This window comes from Planococcus sp. ISL-109 (assembly GCF_018613655.1).
Lineage (GTDB): Bacteria > Bacillota > Bacilli > Bacillales_A > Planococcaceae > Planococcus.
This window is the reverse complement of record NZ_JAGGPW010000027.1, coordinates 1-2,500: the sequence shown is the minus strand read 5'-3', so window position 1 is coordinate 2,500 and position 2,500 is coordinate 1. Positions and strand designations below refer to the sequence as shown.

Here is a 2,500-nt window from a genome sequence, read left to right as displayed (position 1 = left end):
CCGTTAATGGGTGATAGCGTGCCTTTTGTAGAATGAACCGGCGAGTTACGATTGCATGCAAGGTTAAGGCCTATAAGCCGGAGCCGCAGCGAAAGCGAGTCTGAATAGGGCGACAGAGTATGCAGTTGTAGACCCGAAACCAGGTGATCTACCCATGTCCAGGGTGAAGGTAAGGTAACACTTACTGGAGGCCCGAACCCACGCACGTTGAAAAGTGCGGGGATGAGGTGTGGGTAGCGGAGAAATTCCAATCGAACCTGGAGATAGCTGGTTCTCTCCGAAATAGCTTTAGGGCTAGCCTCAAGATAAGAATCCTGGAGGTAGAGCACTGTTTGGACTAGGGGCCCATCCCGGGTTACCGAATTCAGACAAACTCCGAATGCCAGTGATTTATGCTTGGGAGTCAGACTGCGAGTGATAAGATCCGTAGTCAAGAGGGAAACAGCCCAGACCACCAGCTAAGGTCCCCAAATATCCGTTAAGTGGAAAAGGATGTGGCGTTGCTTAGACAACCAGGATGTTGGCTTAGAAGCAGCCATCATTTAAAGAGTGCGTAATAGCTCACTGGTCGAGTGACACTGCGCCGAAAATGTACCGGGGCTAAACGGATTACCGAAGCTGTGGATGGACATCTTAGATGTCCGTGGTAGGAGAGCGTTCTAAGGGCGTTGAAGTCAGACCGGAAGGACTGGTGGAGCGCTTAGAAGTGAGAATGCCGGTATGAGTAACGAAAGACGGGTGAGAATCCCGTCCACCGAATGCCTAAGGTTTCCTGAGGAAGGCTCGTCCGCTCAGGGTTAGTCGGGACCTAAGTCGAGGCCGATAGGCGTAGACGATGGACAACAGGTTGATATTCCTGTACCACCTCCCCGCCGTTTGAGCAATGGGGGGACGCAGAAGGATAAGGTGAGCGTGCCGTTGGTTGTGCACGTCCAAGCCGTGAGATGAGAAATGAGGCAAATCCCATTTCTATTAAACATTGAGCGGTGACGGCAAGAGGCGTATGCCTCAGAGTCCCTGATTTCACACTGCCAAGAAAAGCCTCTAGCGAGGCGGGAGGTGCCCGTACCGCAAACCGACACAGGTAGGCGAGAAGAGAATTCTAAGGTGAGCGAGTGAACTCTCGTTAAGGAACTCGGCAAAATGACCCCGTAACTTCGGGAGAAGGGGTGCTCTGGTAGGGTGTTACAGCCCGAGAGAGCCGCAGTGAATAGGCCCAGGCGACTGTTTAGCAAAAACACAGGTCTCTGCAAAACCGTAAGGTGACGTATAGGGGCTGACGCCTGCCCGGTGCTGGAAGGTTAAGGGGAGTGCTTAGCGCAAGCGAAGGTGCGAACCGAAGCCCCAGTAAACGGCGGCCGTAACTATAACGGTCCTAAGGTAGCGAAATTCCTTGTCGGGTAAGTTCCGACCCGCACGAAAGGCGTAACGATCTGGGCACTGTCTCAACGAGAGACTCGGTGAAATTATAGTACCTGTGAAGATGCAGGTTACCCGCGACAGGACGGAAAGACCCCGTGGAGCTTTACTGTAGCCTGATATTGAATTTTGGTGCAACTTGTACAGGATAGGTAGGAGCCAGAGAACCCGGAGCGCCAGCTTCGGGGAAGGCGTCAGTGGGATACTACCCTGGTTGTATTGAACTTCTAACCCACAAGCCTTAGCGGCTTGGGAGACAGTGTCAGGCGGGCAGTTTGACTGGGGCGGTCGCCTCCTAAAGAGTAACGGAGGCGCCCAAAGGTTCCCTCAGAATGGTTGGAAATCATTCGTAGAGTGTAAAGGCATAAGGGAGCTTGACTGCGAGACGTACAGGTCGAGCAGGGTCGAAAGACGGGCTTAGTGATCCGGTGGTTCCGCATGGAAGGGCCATCGCTCAACGGATAAAAGCTACCCCGGGGATAACAGGCTTATCTCCCCCAAGAGTCCACATCGACGGGGAGGTTTGGCACCTCGATGTCGGCTCATCGCATCCTGGGGCTGTAGTCGGTCCCAAGGGTTGGGCTGTTCGCCCATTAAAGCGGTACGCGAGCTGGGTTCAGAACGTCGTGAGACAGTTCGGTCCCTATCCGTCGCGGGCGCAGGAAATTTGAGAGGAGCTGTCCTTAGTACGAGAGGACCGGGATGGACACACCGCTGGTGTACCAGTTGTTCTGCCAAGAGCATCGCTGGGTAGCTATGTGTGGCCGGGATAAGTGCTGAAAGCATCTAAGCACGAAGCCCCCCTCAAGATGAGATTTCCCATTGCGCAAGCAAGTAAGATCCCTCAAAGACGATGAGGTAGATAGGTTCGAGGTGGAAGCGTGGCGACACGTGCAGCTGACGAATACTAATCGATCGAGGACTTAACCAAAATATTGATTGCGTTTCACAATGTCGATTTATCCAGTTTTGAAAGAATAAGATTAGATTTTTTGAGAAAAAGCTTGAAAAAAATCGGTATTATTGATATAATGAATCTTGTCTTTCAAATTAATACAGTATATGAAAAACTTTAAAAAAG

1 rRNA gene (cut by a window edge) is annotated in these 2,500 nt (G+C 51.9%); it reads left to right on the top strand.

Annotated features, from left to right (window positions below):
- Nucleotides 1–2,350, top strand: a 23S ribosomal RNA gene (locus tag J7E21_RS14870); it begins 586 nt to the left of the window's first position.
- Nucleotides 2,351–2,500 lie beyond the last annotated feature (150 nt).